The sequence below is a fragment of the Actinacidiphila sp. bgisy144 genome, from assembly GCF_057708105.1.
In genome coordinates this window covers 1-15,993 of sequence record NZ_JBYIRM010000038.1, presented here as the reverse complement: position 1 = coordinate 15,993, position 15,993 = coordinate 1, and the positions used below count along the sequence as shown (strand labels likewise).

12 protein-coding genes are annotated in these 15,993 nt (G+C 75.2%); 8 read left to right on the top strand and 4 right to left on the bottom strand.

Features of this window, described 5'->3' with window-relative positions; all coding sequences use genetic code 11:
* The first annotated feature begins 272 nt into the window (after positions 1 to 272).
* Positions 273 to 905, top strand: coding sequence for a MarC family protein (locus tag AC3EVP_RS31540; RefSeq protein WP_435135830.1), 633 nt, complete (start codon positions 273 to 275; stop codon positions 903 to 905).
* Between the two features lie 54 nt (positions 906 to 959).
* Here the strand turns inward: AC3EVP_RS31540 and AC3EVP_RS31535 are convergent, their stop codons facing one another.
* Positions 960 to 1,511: a DinB family protein gene (locus AC3EVP_RS31535; protein ID WP_435135828.1), complete on the bottom strand. Its 552-nt coding sequence runs from the start codon at positions 1,509 to 1,511 to the stop codon at positions 960 to 962.
* Positions 1,512 to 1,811: 300 nt separating this feature from the next.
* Here AC3EVP_RS31535 and AC3EVP_RS31530 point away from each other — a divergent pair, with 300 nt between their 5' ends.
* The 4 genes from AC3EVP_RS31530 to AC3EVP_RS31515 all read left to right on the top strand — a co-directional run bounded on the left by AC3EVP_RS31530 (position 1,812) and on the right by AC3EVP_RS31515 (position 5,406).
* The gene (locus AC3EVP_RS31530; protein WP_435135826.1) at positions 1,812 to 2,660 is read left to right on the top strand and encodes a hypothetical protein; all 849 of its coding nucleotides are present in this window, start codon (positions 1,812 to 1,814) and stop codon (positions 2,658 to 2,660) included.
* A 150-nt stretch (positions 2,661 to 2,810) separates the two neighbouring features.
* The gene (locus AC3EVP_RS31525; protein WP_335976575.1) at positions 2,811 to 3,533 is read left to right on the top strand and encodes a TetR family transcriptional regulator; all 723 of its coding nucleotides are present in this window, start codon (positions 2,811 to 2,813) and stop codon (positions 3,531 to 3,533) included.
* A 7-nt stretch (positions 3,534 to 3,540) separates the two neighbouring features.
* Complete coding sequence (locus AC3EVP_RS31520; protein WP_435135915.1) at positions 3,541 to 4,329, top strand: SDR family NAD(P)-dependent oxidoreductase; 789 nt, start codon at positions 3,541 to 3,543, stop codon at positions 4,327 to 4,329.
* Between the two features lie 36 nt (positions 4,330 to 4,365).
* Complete coding sequence (locus AC3EVP_RS31515; protein ID WP_335976578.1) at positions 4,366 to 5,406, top strand: NAD(P)-dependent alcohol dehydrogenase; 1,041 nt, start codon at positions 4,366 to 4,368, stop codon at positions 5,404 to 5,406.
* Between the two features lie 59 nt (positions 5,407 to 5,465).
* Here the strand turns inward: AC3EVP_RS31515 and AC3EVP_RS31510 are convergent, their stop codons facing one another.
* The 3 genes from AC3EVP_RS31510 to AC3EVP_RS31500 form a co-directional block, all read right to left on the bottom strand.
* Entirely contained in the window at positions 5,466 to 6,113 is a 648-nt protein-coding gene (locus AC3EVP_RS31510) for a PhzF family phenazine biosynthesis protein (RefSeq protein ID WP_435135824.1), read from the bottom strand.
* Positions 6,114 to 6,251: 138 nt separating this feature from the next.
* On the bottom strand, positions 6,252 to 7,214 hold the full coding sequence (locus AC3EVP_RS31505) for an SDR family NAD(P)-dependent oxidoreductase (RefSeq protein ID WP_435135822.1): 963 nt from the start codon (positions 7,212 to 7,214) through the stop codon (positions 6,252 to 6,254).
* A 76-nt stretch (positions 7,215 to 7,290) separates the two neighbouring features.
* A complete protein-coding gene (locus AC3EVP_RS31500) occupies positions 7,291 to 8,715 on the bottom strand; it encodes a chloride channel protein (RefSeq protein ID WP_435135820.1) in 1,425 nt (474 codons plus the stop codon).
* 240 nt (positions 8,716 to 8,955) lie between these two features.
* Here AC3EVP_RS31500 and AC3EVP_RS31495 point away from each other — a divergent pair, with 240 nt between their 5' ends.
* From AC3EVP_RS31495 to AC3EVP_RS31485, 3 genes are all read left to right on the top strand, one after another.
* Entirely contained in the window at positions 8,956 to 10,551 is a 1,596-nt protein-coding gene (locus tag AC3EVP_RS31495) for an SDR family oxidoreductase (RefSeq protein ID WP_435135818.1), read from the top strand.
* Positions 10,548 to 11,969, top strand: a complete 1,422-nt coding sequence (locus AC3EVP_RS31490) for a cryptochrome/photolyase family protein (protein WP_435135816.1) — start codon at positions 10,548 to 10,550, stop codon at positions 11,967 to 11,969. The genes AC3EVP_RS31495 and AC3EVP_RS31490 overlap by 4 nt, the downstream gene beginning before the upstream one ends.
* Before the next feature lie 531 nt (positions 11,970 to 12,500).
* The gene (locus AC3EVP_RS31485; RefSeq protein ID WP_435135913.1) at positions 12,501 to 15,917 is read left to right on the top strand and encodes a glycoside hydrolase family 3 C-terminal domain-containing protein; all 3,417 of its coding nucleotides are present in this window, start codon (positions 12,501 to 12,503) and stop codon (positions 15,915 to 15,917) included.
* Positions 15,918 to 15,993 lie beyond the last annotated feature (76 nt).

Genomic DNA, 15,993 nt, shown 5'->3' with positions numbered 1-15,993 from the left:
TTGCCGCGCCCCGGGACCGGGCAGGGAAGGGCTCGCTGTGCCGCGCTCCGGCCGCAGGCCGGTACCGGGCGGGCGCCGTTGCCGGGCGCCGACCGTGTTCAGGGGCAGCACGCGATGACGGGTCGGAGACGACCTACGGCGTCAGCGCGCGCTTCGGTGACCGGGCACCTCAACTCTCCTTCTGCGACGACCGTCACATCGTAGCGGCGGGACGGGTGGCGCGGGCGGGTCGGTCCGCCGCGGGCGGGGGCGGCGGGCCGAGGATGCGCCCCATGGTCACCAAGAGCTTCGCCGCCGCGTTCATCACCTTCTTCTCCGTCGTCGGGCCGCCGAAGGTGCTGCTGTCGTTCGCGCACCTGGCGCGCCTGCACGAGCGCGGGCGGCTGCGGCTGATCGCGCTGCTGTCGTCGGTGCTGGCGCTGGCGGTGGGCGCGCTCGCCGGGTTCACGGCGCCCTGGCTGCTGGAGCTGTTCCACATCTCGGCGCCCGCGCTGCTGGTGGCGGGCGGCATCATCTTCTTCATCTACGCGATCGGCCTGGTGCTCGGGGTGCACCTGGGCGTCGAGGCGCCGGACGAGGACCAGCCGGACGTGGTGGGCGGGATCAGGGTGCTGCTGATGCCGTTCGTGGTCAGCCCGCTGGCGCTGACCGCGATCCTCATCGAGGCGTCCGAGCGCGACTCGTGGTCCTGGCGCGGCACGGTCGTGGGCGCGTACGAGACGGTGATCGTGCTCGACCTGGCCTGCGTGCTGGTGCTGGCGCCGCTGCTGCGCCGGACGCACCACACCGTCATCGAACTGCTCAGCCGCCTGCTCGGGCTGCTGCTGGCGGCGGTCGGCGTCGATGTGGTGCTCAACGGGCTGGGCGCGCTGGGGGTGCCGGGGCTGGGCCGCGGCGGGCACTGACCCGCGCGGCCCCGGCCCCCGCCCCGGCCCTGGCGCTCAGCCCCGGGCGCGTGGCTACCCTTCCTGCTGCCCGCTCTGCTCCTGGGCGAGCAGCTCGAACTCCAGGGCGCCGTCCAGCGATTCGCGGATGAGGTCGGCGTGGCCCGCGTGCCGGGCCTGCTCCCCGATGAGGTGGAGCAGAATCCAGCGGGCGCTGCGCTTGGCGTCCTTGGGGAACCACGGCGCCTCGGGCAGCGCGACGCCGACGTCGAGGGTGGGCAGGGCGGCGACGGCTTCCCGGGTGGCGCGCGCCACCGCGTCGAGTTCGGCGAGGACGTCGGACAGCCGCTCGCCGGGCAGCAGTTGGAACTCGTCGGCCCAGTCCTCGGGGCCCTGGACGCGCTGGGGCTCCTGGCGGCCCATCAGGACGACCTGCACCCAGTCGTGCTCGCGGCGCGCCGCGTGCTTGACGAGGCCGCCGAGCGACATCGTGCTGGCGCTGGGGTGGGCGGCGGCCTGCTCGTCGGTGAGCCCGAGCACCGCCCGGCGCAGCGCGCCGCGCTGGGCGTCGAGGAACTGAAGCAGGGCGTCGCGCTCGTCGGTCTCCGCGTTCACCAGGCTCGGCATGGGTGTGCACCTCTCGGTCCTGCGGCGCCGGCTCTCCGGCGCCGTCCGTCGTGATGCCCCCAACGGTAGGGAGCAATGCGGTCAGGTTCGGTCCGCGAGGGCCCGGGCCCGGGCGGCGGGCCCCGGGCCCGGGTGGTGGGCCGTCACGGGCGCGAAGTTCAGGGCGAGTTGGCCGGGGCGTGGTGGTGCGGGTGATACCGCTGGGGCTAGGGTCGGGGCGCCCGAGCCCGCCACCGCGCCCGCGCACGTGGTCGGGGCCGGGCATGCCGAGCGCTCCGCCCGACCACCTTGGGGGTTTTTGTGAACGCCACCGCACTGCGCCGCCGCGCGACCGCCCTGATCATCGCCACCGCCGCCGCCACCGCCCTGGGCACCGCGACCGCCCGGGCGGACGACTCCCCCGGCGGCTGGGTGGCCGCGGGCAGTTCGACGGTCAACTCCGTGACCGGCGGCGAGGGCATCGCCACCAAGGCCGACGGCTCGCTGCTCACCCGGGGCCTGGGCTCGGTGCCGCTGCGGCTGCGGGTCCAGGGCTGGAACCACGTCGGCGACCCGGACATCGTGGGCGGCTACGTCTACGACGCCTACCAGGGCGGCGACGACGCCACGTCGAAGCTCTTCGAGGTCACCACGCCGTCCGGCGCGACCTACGACTACACGCACCCGCTGGACTCCGGCGAGCTGCTGAACAACTCGTTCGCCGCGGTCTCCCCCGACGCCCAGTGGCTGGTGGAGGGCGAGTGGGGCACCGAGGGCCGGCTCCAGGTCTTCCCCGCGCCGCTGACCAACTCCTCGACGCCGGCCACCGGCGGCACCCTCCCGCAGGCCGGACAGATCACGCTGGACCGCAGCGTCGACGACATCCAGGGCTGCGACTTCGTCTCCGCGACGCGCCTGGTGTGCTCCTCCGACGACGCGGCGAAGGACGTCGTCCAGGTCGACCTGCCGCACGCGCTGGACGGCACCGCGGTCACCGGGCAGGTCACCACGCTCTTCCAGCTCCCGCAGAGCAGCATCTGCTCGGGCACCTTCGAGGCCGAGGGCATCGACTACGACACGGCGGCGAAGCTGCTGCGGGTGGAGATCGTGCCGCCGAGCGTGTGCGAGGTCGCCACGACGGTGTACGCCTACCGCCCGACCACCGGCTGACGCCCGCGGGGCGCCTTCGGGTGCCCTTCCCGCGGCCCCTTCTACACCCTCGCCGGGCCGCAATGTCCCGGTGAGACATCCGTCCCGGTGGGACATTTGTCTCACCGGGAAAAATGTCCCACCGGGACATTCGGGCGTAGCGTCGTACCCATGGACGCCGACGTACCAGGACAGCGCGGCACCGCCGGGACCGACCGGCGGCTGCTGCGGGCCCGCCGCACCCGGGAGGCACTCGCCACCGCCGCGGTCGAGCTGATCCTGGAGCGGGGGCTGGCCGCCACCACGGTGGAGGCCGTCGCCGAACGCGCGGACGTCACCCGCCGCACCTTCAGCCGGTACTTCACCGGCAAGGAGGATGCCGCGCTCGGCTTCGTCCGCGACGACGGCGAGCGGATCAACGCGCTGCTGCGCACCCGCCCCGCCGACGAGCCGCCGCTGCTGGCCTACCGCCGGGCGGTCCGCGCCTGGCTCACCGACCCGCGCACCCCGGCCCGCCACCTGCGGCCGCAGATGCGCCGGATCATCGCCCTGCTCGACTCCGAGCCCACGCTCTTCGCGGCCTACGAGCGCATCCGTGTGGACGCGCAGGACGAGTCGGTGCGGATCGTCGCCGAGCGGCTGGGCACCGACACCCTGCGGGACCTGCGCCCGGCCGTGGTCGTGGAGGCCGCGGCGGGCGTGCTGACCGCCGCGCTGCGCGCCTGGGCCCACACCCCGCAGGACACGGCGGCCCCCGGCGGCCCGGGCGCCGACCTCACCGACCTGGTCGAGCGCGCCTACGACGTCCTCTCCAGCCAGGCCGCCTCGGCGGCCGCACACCGCAGCACCGCACCATCACGCACCACCGAACCATCACGCACTACCGATGAGTGAGAACACCATGAGCAACACCCCCAGCTCCACCCCGGCCACCGGCTCCACCGAGTTCGCCGGCCGCACCGCCCTCGTCACCGGCGCCGCCTCCGGCATCGGCCTGGCCACCGCCCGGCTGCTGGCCGCCGGCGGCGCCCACGTCGTCATCGCCGACTACGACACCGCCGGCGCCGAGCGGGCCGCCGCGGCCCTGACCGCCGACGGGCTGTCGGCCGCGGCCACCACCCTCGACGTGACCGTCCCGGACTCCGTGGCGGCGGCCGTCGGCTTCGCCACCGAGACCTTCGGCGGCCTCGACCTCGCCGTGAACAACGCCGGGATCGGCGGCCCGAGCGCGCCCACCGGCGCGTACGACATCGCCGCGTACGACCGGGTGATCCGCACCAACCTCGACGGCGTCTTCTACTGCCTGCGCCACGAGCTGCCCGCCATCGAGGCCACCGGCCGCGGCGGCGCCATCGTCAATGTCGCCTCGATCCTCGGGTCCGTCGGCTTCGCCGGCTCGCCCGCCTACGTGGCCGCCAAGCACGGCGTGGTCGGGCTGACGAAGTCCGCGGCGGCCGAGTACTCCGCGCGCGGTATCCGGATCAACTCCGTGGGCCCCGGCTTCATCGAGACGCCGCTGCTCCAGGCGATGGACGACCAGGCGCGGGCCGCGCTGGTCGGCCTGCACCCGGCCGGTCGGCTGGGCCGGCCCGAGGAGGTCGCCGAGCTGATCGGGTTCCTGCTCTCCGACCGCGCCTCCTTCGTCACCGGCAGCTACCACCTGGTGGACGGCGCCTACACCGCCGTCTGAGCCGCGAGATCCGTCCCGCTGGAGAGGAGAACCCCCATGAAGGCCCTGCAGTACCGCACCATCGGCGCCGCTCCCGAGGTGGTGACCGTTCCCGACCCCGAGCCCGGCCCCGGCCAGGTGCTCCTGAAGGTCACCGCCGCCGGCGTGTGCCACAGCGACATCGCCGTGATGAGCTGGCCGGCCGACGGCTTCCCGTACCAGCTGCCGCTCACCCTCGGCCACGAGGGCGTCGGCACCGTGGTCGCGCTCGGCGCGGGCGCGACCGGGGTCCGCGAGGGCGACGCCGTCGCGGTCTACGGCCCCTGGGGCTGCGGCCAGTGCGCCAAGTGCGCGGAGGGCAAGGAGAACTACTGCCTGCGCGCCGACGAGCTGGGCATCCGCCCGCCCGGGCTCGGCGCGCCCGGCGCCATCGCCGAGTACCTGCTCGTGGACGACCCGCGCCACCTGGTGCCGCTGGGCGGGCTCGACCCGGTGGCGGCGGTGCCGCTGACCGACGCGGGCCTGACGCCCTATCACGCGATCAAGCGGGCGCTGCCCAAGCTGGTGCCCGGCTCCACCGCGGTCGTCATCGGCACCGGCGGCCTCGGGCACACCGCGATCCAGCTGCTGCGGGCGCTGAGCCCGGCCCGGGTCGTCGCCCTGGACGTCAGCGAGGACAAGCTGCGGCTGGCACGCGAGGTCGGCGCCCATGAGGCGGTGCTCTCCGACGACAAGGCGGGCGCCGCGGTCCGCGAGCTGACCGGCGGGCTGGGCGCGCAGGCGGTCTTCGACTTCGTCGGCGCCGAACCCACCCTGCGCACGGCCGCGGCCGTGGCCGGCATCGAGGCCGAGGTGGCCGTCGTCGGGATCGCCGGCGGCACGCTGCCGGTCGGGTTCGGCGCGCTGCCGTTCGAGGTGACGGCGTACGCCCCGTACTGGGGCAGCCGCGGCGAGCTCCAGGAGGTGCTTGCGCTGGCCCGCACCGGCGAGGTCTCCGTGCACACCGAGACCTTCTCGCTGGACGAGGCGCCGCGGGCGTACGAGCGGCTGCACGCCGGGCAGATCAACGGGCGCGCGGTCATCCTGCCCAACGGCTGACCGCCCACGTCCCCGGCAGCCGCCGCCCGGCCACCGACTGGCCACTGGCCGGTGGGCGGCTACCGGGCGGCGGCCAGGAACACCCGGCCGCCGATCTCGATGGTGCCGTCGGCGCCGGGCGCGCAGAGGATCTGCGCGCCCGGCGCCTGCGTGACGTTCAGGGCCCGTTGCAGTTCGTGGGCGAGCAGCAGCGCGCCCGCGCCGGTGGACCCGGCGCCCGGACCGAGTTCGGCGCCGACGACCCGCCCGGCCGCCTCGTCGGCCCACGCCCACGCGTAGACGCGCTCCGCGCTGCCGTCCGCCGGCAGCCCGAGGACCTGGGCCGGGTCGGCGTACTGCCGCAGCTCCCACGGCCCGGGCCACTCCGCGGCCGCGGTGACCCAGCCGAACTCCCCGTCGTGCCGGGCGAACACGTCGCCGAGCGCGGGCAGTTCCAGGATCTCCAGGTCCAGCAGCCACGCCGCGCCGATCAGGGCGTGCGGGTCGGCCGCCACGCCCTGTCCGGGCCGGTGCACCTCGACGGCGCCGCGTTCCGGGTCGTCCACGAAGACGGTGTGCGGGCAGCCGAGCCGGGCCGCCAGCTCCTGCCGCGCGTGCCGGTCGGGATACGGCCGCCCGTCGCGTACGACCGCGACCTCGCTGCCGTGGCGGCGGTCGGGGCCGCACAGGACGCTCAGGACGTCGATACCGGGACGGGTGGCGGGCACGGGAGCATTCAACCAGCCCCTGCCGGACCGGGGCCGGGCAGGCGGTTTCCCGGCAGCCGGGGACCGGACCGCACCGGAGTCGCGACGGTTCGGTCCGGCCGCGCAAGCAACCTACACCAGACGTTAAGTGACGCTTCGTCAGCCCAGCGCGTCGACCCCGGTCAGCTCCGCCGACAGGGCCCACAGCCGGGCCGCCTGCTCGGGGTCGGCCGCGTAGTCCTTGACGCCGGTGCGGGGGCCGCCTGGCACGGCGGGGGCCGCGATGTCGCAGTCCTCCAGGTAGACCCCGCCCTTGCCGTCGAGTTGGGGCGAGGTCGCGGCGAACACCTGGGTGGCGGCGCCCTGTTCGGGGGTTTTGAAGCCGGCCGGGTTCAGCGGGTTGCCGTCGGCGTCGATCCAGCCGCGGTCCACCATCTCCTGCCACGGCAGGTGGCGCTGGAGCGGGGTGAGGATGCCGCCCGGGTGCAGCGAGAAGGCGCGCACACCGCGGTCGCGGGCGAGGGTGTCGAGGTGGCGGGCGAAGAGCGCGTTGGCGGTCTTGGCCTGCCCGTACGCCTCCCACTTGTCGTAGTGCCCCTGGTCGAAGTGGAGGTCGTCCCAGCGGATCGGGGAGTAGTGGTGGCCGGCGGAGGAGACCGAGACGACCCGGCCGCGGCCCCGCTCGATGGCCGGCCACAGCCGGTTGACCAGCGCGTGGTGGCCGAGGTGGTTGGTGGCGAACTGCGCCTCCCAGCCCGGGCCCACCCGGGTCTCGGGGCAGGCCATGACGGCGGCGCTGTTGATGGTGAGGTGGATGTCGCGGCCGGTGGCGAGGAACCGCTCGGCGAACTTCTCGACGCTTCCGAGGTCGGCGAGGTCCAGCTCGTCCAGTTCCACGCCGTCGATCCCGGCCAGCGCCTCCCGCGCGGTGTCGGGGCGGCGGGCCGGCACGACGACGTGCGCGCCGGCCGCGGCCAGCGCGCGGGTCGTCTCCAGGCCGAGCCCGGAGTAGCCGCCGGTGACGACCGCGAGCTTCCCCGTCAGGTCGATGCCGCGCAGGACCTCGGCCGCGGTGCTCTCGGCGCCGAATCCGGAGGCGATGGGCTGCTGTGGTGTGGTCATGCGGTCGAGGCTAGGAGCTGGAGTGCGCTCGAAGGCAAGCGGTCGCGCGGCGCGGCGGCGGGATTCGGCCCGCGGCTCACGGGCCGGCCGGGTGCGCGGAGCCCGGCGGGTGCGGCGGGCGGTCTTCCGGGTGCGGCGGGGCGGTCGGGGCGGGCGGAGCCTGCGGGCCGTGCGCGGCCTGCGGGCCCTGCGGCCGCGCTGGCCGGGACAGGGCGGCCGTCGCCACGTACGACACCACGACCGCCAGGATCACCAGCGGCATCACGGTCAGCCCGTCCCGGCCGATCAGGAGCGTGGCCAGCAGCACCGAGGTGAGCGGCAGCCTGAGCACCGCGACGCTCATCGCGCCCATGCCGGTGGCGAACGCGGCGACCAGCGGCAGCCCGGGCAGGTGCGACATCAGCACCCCGCCGGCGGCGCCGACGTACAGGGACGGGAAGATCGGGCCGCCCCGGAAGGCGCTCAGCGACGCGGCGTACGCCAGGCCCTTGCACGCCAGGAGCAGGAAGAGGGTGCCGACGGAATAGCCGGCCGCGCCGGACAGCAGCGGGCCCATGGCGCTCTGCCCGGAGTACAGCACGTCGGTGGCGGGCTTGTCCGAGCCCTGCGCGTAGGCGACCGCCAGGCCCGCGACGAGCAGGCCGAGCAGCACCGTCAGCGGCAGCCGGCGCACCTCGACCCGGTCGCGCGAGCGCCGTGCCAGCCACCGGATCGCGGCCGCGAGCAGGGCCGCGGCCAGCCCGATCAGCAGCGCCCAGCCGAACTGGGCCGCGGTCGGGTCGGCCGCCTTCGGCACGTTAGGCAGCTTCAGGGAGTACGTCCCCAGGCCCGTCCAGGACCCGATGCCGACGAAGATCAGCGCGCCGATGCCCGACGCCAGCAGCCCCGGCACCAGCACCGGGCCCAGCATCGGCCCGCCCAGCCCGGCCGCCTCCATCAGCAGGAACGCCCCCAGCAGCGGGGAGCCGAGCAGTGAACTGACCGCCGCGAAGCTGCCGGTGGCGCCGACCACCGCGTAGACGCGCGCGGGCAGCCCCGGGCGCAGCAGCCGGACCGACCCGGCGGCCAGCCCGCCCCCGAGCGCGAGCAGCGGCGCCTCCGGGCCGAGCACCGCGCCGAACGCCAGGGTGGCGAGCGCGGCCAGCAGGATGCCCGGCAGCGCGGTCAGCGCCGGGGTGCCGGCGGCGGAGAACCCGTCGGTGGGCTCATGGCCGCCGCGGCCGGGAAGGTACCGCACGCACAGTGCGGTCAGCAGCCCGCCGACCGCGAGCAGCGGCACCGGCCACCACGGCGGTGTCCCGTCGAACCCCAGGCCGCGGGGCAGGTCGTGGTAGAGCAGCGGTTCGAGCTTCCCGACCAGCGCGAGGAAGCCGAACGCCGCCGCCGAGACCGGTACGCCCAGCAGCACCGCGAACGCCAGCAGGACCAGGTAGCTGCGGCTGCGCAGCAGCGTGTCCGCGTCGCCCGCCGCGCCTTCCGCCCCGGCTGCCCCGCCCGCCATGACCCACCGCCTCGACCCCGACCGCACGCGCGTGCTCCGACCCGCCGAGCCAAGCACCGCGCGCCGCCGTACCCTTCGGCCGACACCTGCCGGTTCACCCGCGGGAGCGGCGCACGCGTCCGAATGCCGCACTGCGCCGGCCCGCCCGCGCCGATCCGCCGCCCGCGCGATGACCGTCGCACCGCACACCGCACACGCACGGTAACCGATTCGGTGCGCTGCGTCCGCTACGGTGGGCCGATGACAGCTCACGCCGGAGCGCGCTGCCTGGTGACCGGGGCGACCGGGTACATCGGTGGCCGGCTCGTGCCCCAACTCCTCGACGCCGGCTACGCGGTGCGCTGCCTGGCCCGCACCCCGGTGAAGCTGCGCGACTACCCGTGGGCGGACCGGGTCGAGGTCGCGGCCGGGGACGTGCTGGACCCGGCGGCGGTGCGCGCGGCCCTGGCAGACGTCGAGGTGGCGTACTACCTGGTGCACGCGCTGGGTACGGGCGCCGGGTTCGAGTACACCGACCGTACGGCCGCGCGGATCTTCGCCGAGCAGGCCCGCGCGGCGGGGGTGCGGCGCATCGTCTACCTGGGCGGGCTGACCCCACCCGGCGTGCCGGTGGGGCGGCTCTCGCCGCACCTGCGCTCGCGGACCGAGGTCGGCGAGATCCTGCTGTCGTCGGGCGTGCCGACCGCGGTGCTGCGGGCGGCGGTGATCCTGGGGTCGGGTTCGGCGTCGTTCGAGATGCTGCGCTACCTCACCGAGCGGCTGCCGGCGATGGTGACGCCGAGTTGGGTGCGCACCCGGATGCAGCCGATCGCGGTGCGGGACGTGCTGCGCTACCTGGTGGGCGCCGCGGCCATCCCGGCGGACGTGAACCGGACCTTCGACATCGGCGGCACCGGCGTGGTGACGTACCGGGAGATGATGCGGCGGTACGCGGCGGCGGCCGGGCTGCCGCGGCGGGTGATCGTGCCGGTGCCGGTGCTGACGCCGAAGCTGTCCAGCCGCTGGGTGGGGCTGGTGACCCCGGTCCCGGCGGGGGTGGCGCGGCCGCTCGCGGAGTCGCTGCGGCACGAAGTGGTCTGCCGCGAGCACGACATCGCCGCCTACGTGCCCGATCCGCCGGGCGCGCCGCTCGACGTGGACACCGCGCTGCGGCTGGCGCTGCAACGGGTGCGGGACGCCGAGGTGACCACGCGCTGGTCGTCGGCGTCGGTGCCGGGCGCGCCGAGCGACCCGCTGCCGACCGACCCGGACTGGGCCGGCGGCAGCCTCTACACCGACGTCCGCGAGGCCCCGGTGGCCGCCTCACCGGACCGGCTGTGGCGGGTGATCGAGGGGATCGGCGGCGAACACGGCTGGTACTCCTTCCCGTTGGCGTGGGCGGTGCGCGGCCGGCTGGACCGGCTGGTGGGCGGGGTCGGGTTGCGGCGCGGGCGGCGGGACGCGCAACGGCTGCGGGTCGGGGACTCGTTGGACTTCTGGCGGGTGGAGGAGATCGAACGGGGGAAGCTGCTGCGGCTGCGCGCCGAGATGCGGCTGCCGGGACCGGCGTGGCTGGAGATGCGGGCCGGGACCGGGCCGGACGGCCGCACCCGCTACCGGCAGCGGGCCGTCTTCCAGCCGCACGGCCTGTTCGGGCACCTCTACTGGTGGGCCATCTCCCCTTTCCACACGGCCGTCTTCGGCGGCATGGCCCGCAACATCGCGCGGGCGGCGGAACGTGCGGAGCAGGCGCCGGACGGAGACCGTACGCCGGACGGGGACCTCACGCCGGACGAGGACCGTGGTACGCCGGAGGGTCCCGGGTCCCGGCCCTCGGGGAAGGGGCCCGCCGTATGAGCCCGGCCCGCGCCTCCCGGCCCGCCGGCTCCGCGGACGGCACCTCCCGCGCGGTCGTGCTGTTCACCTCGGACCTGCGGCTGCACGACCACCCGCCGCTGCGCGCCGCGCTGGCCGGCGCGGCCGAGGTGGTGCCGCTGTTCGTGCGCGACCCGGCGGTGGCGGCCGCCGGGTTCGCCGCGCCCAACCGGCTGGCGTTCCTCGCGGACTGCCTGGCCGCGCTGGACCAGGGGCTGCGCGAGCGCGGCGGGCGGCTGGTGCTGCGCGAGGGCGGGACGGTCGCGCAGGTGTGCGCGGTGGCGCGGGAGGCGGACGCCGCCGACGTCCATGTGGCGGCCGGGTGCAGCGCCTTCGCGCAGCGCCGCGAGGAGCGGCTGCGGCGCGCGCTGGCCGCGGACGGGCGGCGGCTGCACATCCATGACGCGGTGGTCACGGCGGTGCCGCCGGGCCGGGTCGTCCCGAACGGCTCGTCGCACTTCGCGGTGTTCACGCCGTACTTCCGGCGCTGGCAGCAGGAGGGGCTGCGCGATCCGCTGCCGGCGCCGCGCACGGTACGGGTGCCGGCGGCCGTGCGGTCGGCGCGGATCGAGCCGCGCTCGGCGGTCGGCGGGGTGTCGCCCGAACTGGCCGCGGGCGGCGAGGCGGTGGCCCGGCGGCTGCTGGGCAGCTGGATGCGGCACGGCGTCGAGGCGTACGAGGACCGCCACGACGACCTGGCGGGCGACGCGACGTCGCGGCTCTCGCCGCACCTGCACTTCGGCACGCTGTCGCCGGTGGAGGCGGTGCGGCGGGCGCGGGCGAAGGGCGGGCCGGGCGCGGAGGCGTTCGTCCGGCAGGTGTGCTGGCGCGACTTCCACCACCAGGTGCTGGCGGCGAATCCGGCGGTGGCGGCGGCCGACTACCGTACCCGGCAGGACCGTTGGCGTACGGGGGCGGCGGCGCAGGCCGACACCGAGGCGTGGCGGCAGGGCCGGACCGGCTACCCGGTGGTGGACGCGGCGATGCGGCAGCTGCGGGCCGAGGGCTGGATGCACAACCGGGGGCGGCTGCTGGCGGCGAGCTTCCTCACCAAGACGCTCTACGTGGACTGGCGGATCGGGGCACGGCACTTCCTGGAGCTGCTGGTCGACGGCGACGTGGCGAACAACCAGCTCAACTGGCAGTGGGTGGCCGGCACCGGCACCGACTCGCGCCCCAACCGCGTGCTCAACCCGCTGCTCCAGGCCCGGCGCTACGATCCGGACGGCGGCTATGTGCGGCGCTGGGTACCGGAGTTGGCCGGGGTGGCGGGTGCGGCGGTGCACGAGCCGTGGAAGCTGTCCCCGCGGGAGCGCGCCGGGTGCGGGGAGTATCCGGAGCCGGTGGTGGAACTCGCCGACGGGCTGGCCCGCTTCCGGCGGGGGCGGGGCCTGGAGTAGGCCCTGTCGGACCCATGGCGTCGGCCGGCCCGGGGCGCGGCGCCCGCCGGCGCCCGGCGCCCCACCGCCGTGATCGACCCCGTTGGTCCGTCGCAGACGCTTGACGCGGCGGAAGCCTTGCCCGCATCTTGGAGAGCGCTCTCCGCACTCTCCCCCACCCGCCTCGGAACCCCCACTCCACGGTTGCCGGCTGACGGAACGGCGTACCGCGCACCGGGCCGTCCTCCACGTCCCCGCACACCGCCGCGGCACGCCCCGGGCCGCCCACCGGGCCCCCGCCGGCCGGCCGAGTGGCATGGCACCGCCGAAGCGGAACACGCAACCGAAGGGAACGCCATGAGGCTCCTCCCGCTCGCGCGGCCGCGGCCGCCGGAACCCGAGCGCGGCAGGTCGAGACCGCCGCGTCGCCGGCCGCTTCCGCGCCTACGGTCCCCCCGCCGGCAGCCCCCACGCCTACAGCCGTCGCACCAACGGCCGTCGCAGCAACGGCGCTCGCGCGGCGGCCCGATAGCGCGCACGCTGGTCCTGGTGATGGCCCTGCTCGGCCTGTCACTGGCCGGCGCCGGGGCGCTCACCTCGGCCCAGGCGGCCGGCGGCGGCGCCTTCGGCGGCACACCGGCGGCCGTCCCCGGCACGGTCGAGGCCGCGAACTACGACACCGGCGGCGAGGGCGTCGCCTACCACGTGCTCTCCACGAACGGCAGCGCCAACGGCTACCGCGCCGACGGGGTGGACCTGGAGGCCACCGCGGACGGGCAGGGCACCAGCGCGCCCGGCGGCGCTTACGACATGGGCTGGACCACGCCGGGCCAGTGGTTCACGTACACCGTCGACGCGGCCACCGCCGGTAACTACACGATCGGCTTCCGGCTGGCCTCGCCGTACGGGATCACCGACGCGCTGCACGTCGCCGACTCCTCCGGCGCCGACCTGACCGGCAAGGTCGCCGCCCCCAACACCGGCGGCTACGAGACATGGACCACGGTCACCGTCGACGTCACCCTGCCGGCCGGCCGGCAGACGCTCACCGTCGACCAGGACACCAACGGCTGGAACTTCCACGCCATGACCTTCACCCAGGGCGGCGGCGGAGGCGGCGGCGGCACCGGAGGGACCGCCCCCACCACGTACTGCGGCACCGACGACCTCGCCCTGGACCAGCCGACCACCGCCTCCTCGACGCAGGACGCGACCGCCTACCCGGCGACGGGCGCCACCGACGGCAATCCCGGCACCCGGTGGTCCAGCGCCGCCGCCGACCCGCAGTGGCTGGAGGTCGACCTCGGCTCCGCCCAGCAGATCTGCGGCGCGGACCTGCTGTGGGAAGCCGCGTACGCCACCGCGTACCAGGTCCAGGTCTCCGGCAACGGCACCGACTGGACGCCGGTGTACTCCACGACGACCGGGGACGGCGGCACCGACGCGCTGGCGTTCTCCACCACCTCCCGCTACATCCGGGTCTACGCGACGGCTCGCGGCACCCAGTTCGGTGACTCGATCTTCGAGTTCGAGGTCTACGGCCTGACCACGACCCCGCCGGTCACCGGCGGCAACGGCGACGGCGGCAACGGGACCTGCCCGTGGGTGGGCTCCACCGCACCGGTCGCCCAGCGGGTGCAGCAGGTGCTGGACACCATGAACCGCTCCGAGGAGGTCACGCTGCTGTCCGGAGACGGCAGTTCGTCGTACATCGGCCAGGTCGGGGGCATCCCGGACCTGTGCATCCCGGCGCTGAACCTGGAGGACGGCCCGTCCGGGGTCGGTGACGGCAACGGCGGTGTGACGGCCTTCCCCGACGGTGAGAACGCCGCCGCGACCTGGGACCCGGCGCTGATCCAGCAGGAGGGCGCGGCCAAGGGCGCGGAGTTCGCCGGCAAGGGCGCGAACGTCGCGCTCGGCCCGACGACGAACCTGGTGCGCGACCCGCGCTGGGGCCGGACCTACGAGACCTACGGCGAGGACCCGTACCTGGCCGGCCAGGTCACCTCGGCGGAGGTCGAGGGGCTCCAGAGCCAGGGGGTGATGGCCGAGGTCAAACACGCCGCCGCCTACGACCAGGAGCAGTACCCCAACGGCGGGAACAACGAGACGGTCAGTCAGAAGGCGCTCGAGGAGCTGTACCTGGCGCCCTTCCAGGCCGCCGCCGAGCAGTCCGCGCCGGGCTCGATGATGTGCTCGTACGCCGTGGTCAACGGCGCGCCTTCGTGCGCGAGCGCGCAGATGCTCCTGCGCGGGCTCGACCAGCAGGCGGACTACGGCGGCTTCGTCGTCTCCGACTGGGGGGCCGCGGGCAACGCCGTCGCGGACGCCCAGGGCGGCATGGACGTGGCGATGCCGTTCTCCGACGCGAGCGACGTCTCCGCCGCGCTCACCGCCGGGACGCTGAAGCAGGCGACCGTGAACGCCGTGGTGGCCCGCATCCTGACCCAGATGTTCGCCTTCGGCCTGTTCGACAACCCGCCGTCCGGGTCGCTCTCCGCCACCGTCACCACGCAGGCGCACCAGCAGACCGCGCTGAAGCTCGGTGAGGAGGGCACCGTGCTGCTGAAGAACAACGGGCTGCTGCCGCTGAACCCGGACATGACCGGGTCCGTCGCGGTCATCGGCACCGACGGCGGCGCCGCGGTCGAACTCGCCGGCGGCGGCAGCGGCGGGGTCACCAGTGCCAACACCGTCTGGCCGCTGACCGGCGTGCAGGACGCGGTGGGCCCGAACGTCAAGGTCACCTACACCGCCGGTGACGACAACGGGACCGCCGACATCCAGCAGGCGGTCGACGCGGCCAAAGCCGCCACCGACGCGATCGTCTACGTCAGCGCCCCGGAGGGCGAGGAGAGCGACCTGTCCACGCTCGACCTGTCCAGTACGGACGAGACGATGATCAACGATGTGGCCGCGGTGAACCCGAACACCGTCGTGGTGGTCAACAGCGGTTCGCCGGTGGTCATGCCGTGGCTGGACAAGGTCGCCGGCGTGTTCGAGAACTGGTACGGCGGAGGGGAGACCGGCGCCGCCACGGCCGCGCTGATCTTCGGCGCCGCCGACCCGTCGGGCAAGCTGCCGGTCACCTTCCCCAGCAGCCTGAGCCAGGTCCCGGCGCAGACCACCGCGCAGTGGCCGGGCACCCCGACCGGGCCGGTCTACAGCGAGGGCGTGGACATCGGCTACCGCTGGTATCAGTCGCAGAACATCACGCCCGCCTTCCCGTTCGGCTTCGGGCTGTCGTACACGAAGTTCTCCTTCTCCGACCTGAGCGTGGGGGCCTTCGACGCCGACGGCAGGGCGACGGTGACCGCGAAGATCACCAACACCGGGTCGGTGGCGGGCGCGGACGTGGCGCAGTTGTACGTCGGCGACCCGGCCGCGAGCCAGGACCCGCCGGAGCAACTGGCGGGCTTCCAGCGGGTGTCGCTGGACCCGGGGCAGAGCGCCACGGTCGCCTTCCCGCTCACCGTCCACGACCTGGCGTCCTGGTCGGCGGCGGACAACCAGTGGGAGGCGGCCGCGGGCACATACGCGATCAGGGTCGGGGACTCCTCCGCCAGCCTGCCGCTGTCCGGCTCGACCGGCCTGGCGCACACCTTGACCGGGCAGGTCGCCGCCGGTGCCTCGGCGGCCGGCGTGTCGCCGGCCAACACGGCCGTCAGCGCGAACGTCACCGCGAACTCGGGGGTGGCGGGCGCCGAGACGGTCGGCGTGGTCAATCCGCACGGCTACAGCAGCCCGAAGGGCAGGGCGGCGTCGTTCACCATGCAGGCGGCCGACTCCGACACCACGCAGCCGCTCACCTTCACCGCGACCGGGCTGCCGCCCGGCATCGGTATCGCGTCGAACGGCACCGTCTCCGGCTCGGGCACCGCCACCGGGACCTACACGGTGACCGTGACGGCCAAGGACCCGAGAGGAGCGTCCGGTTCGGCCACCTTCGTGTGGTCCGTCACGCAGTGAGCGCGCTCGCCCTGCTCCGATGCCGATGACGGCGCGGTCGGCGTCCCGCCGGCCGCGGGCCGCGGCGGACGTGCGG

What these genes read in the sequence shown, in the direction of transcription:
- AC3EVP_RS31505 (WP_435135822.1), bottom strand. Translation starts at nt 7,214, where the DNA reads ATGACCACACCACAGCAGCCCATCGCCTCCGGATTCGGCGCCGAGAGC.
- AC3EVP_RS31520 (WP_435135915.1), top strand. Translation starts at nt 3,541, where the DNA reads ATGAGCAACACCCCCAGCTCCACCCCGGCCACCGGCTCCACCGAGTTC.
- AC3EVP_RS31495 (WP_435135818.1), top strand. Translation starts at nt 8,956, where the DNA reads ATGACAGCTCACGCCGGAGCGCGCTGCCTGGTGACCGGGGCGACCGGG.
- AC3EVP_RS31515 (WP_335976578.1), top strand. Translation starts at nt 4,366, where the DNA reads ATGAAGGCCCTGCAGTACCGCACCATCGGCGCCGCTCCCGAGGTGGTG.
- AC3EVP_RS31535 (WP_435135828.1), bottom strand. Translation starts at nt 1,511, where the DNA reads ATGCCGAGCCTGGTGAACGCGGAGACCGACGAGCGCGACGCCCTGCTT.
- AC3EVP_RS31490 (WP_435135816.1), top strand. Translation starts at nt 10,548, where the DNA reads ATGAGCCCGGCCCGCGCCTCCCGGCCCGCCGGCTCCGCGGACGGCACC.
- AC3EVP_RS31525 (WP_335976575.1), top strand. Translation starts at nt 2,811, where the DNA reads ATGGACGCCGACGTACCAGGACAGCGCGGCACCGCCGGGACCGACCGG.
- AC3EVP_RS31500 (WP_435135820.1), bottom strand. Translation starts at nt 8,715, where the DNA reads ATGGCGGGCGGGGCAGCCGGGGCGGAAGGCGCGGCGGGCGACGCGGAC.
- AC3EVP_RS31540 (WP_435135830.1), top strand. Translation starts at nt 273, where the DNA reads ATGGTCACCAAGAGCTTCGCCGCCGCGTTCATCACCTTCTTCTCCGTC.
- AC3EVP_RS31485 (WP_435135913.1), top strand. Translation starts at nt 12,501, where the DNA reads ATGGCCCTGCTCGGCCTGTCACTGGCCGGCGCCGGGGCGCTCACCTCG.